Below are 362 nucleotides of genomic sequence, written 5' to 3'. Positions count from 1 at the left end.
GACCGAGCCGCCCAGCGCTTCCACCCGGCCGAGCATCTCGTCGACGTCGTCGACACCGATGCTGAGCAGGATCCGGGGTGCCGCCCCGGTCCCCGGGTCCGTCTTGGCCACCAGCCCGAGGTCGGTGTCGCCGATGCGCAAGCCGAGGTAGAAGGCCGGGCCTTCCGCCGGTACCCGGAAGATCTCCTTGGCGCCGAACAATTTCGTATAGAAGCCGAGCAGGACTTCCTGGTCGGCAGTGATGATCACTGGCTGGATGGTGGACATGGCACTCCTGTCGAGAACGGTCGTGTCGCTGGGTAGACCGTTCGAGGACGGTGAACTCATCGGCAAAACCGCCTTGCCAGACGATCTACACCCCA

The 362-nt window shown here is 64.6% G+C and carries 1 protein-coding gene; it reads right to left on the bottom strand.

Annotated elements, in window-relative coordinates; all coding sequences use genetic code 11:
* The coding region (locus JK363_RS41755; RefSeq protein WP_201883534.1) for a VOC family protein at positions 1–267 on the bottom strand (267 nt) is incomplete at its 3' end.
* Positions 268–362 lie beyond the last annotated feature (95 nt).

It is taken from the genome of Streptomyces coffeae (assembly GCF_016741875.1).
Lineage (GTDB): Bacteria > Actinomycetota > Actinomycetes > Streptomycetales > Streptomycetaceae > Streptomyces > Streptomyces coffeae.
Note: the sequence above shows the minus strand (reverse complement) of the source record. Positions and strands in the feature narration are given on the sequence as shown.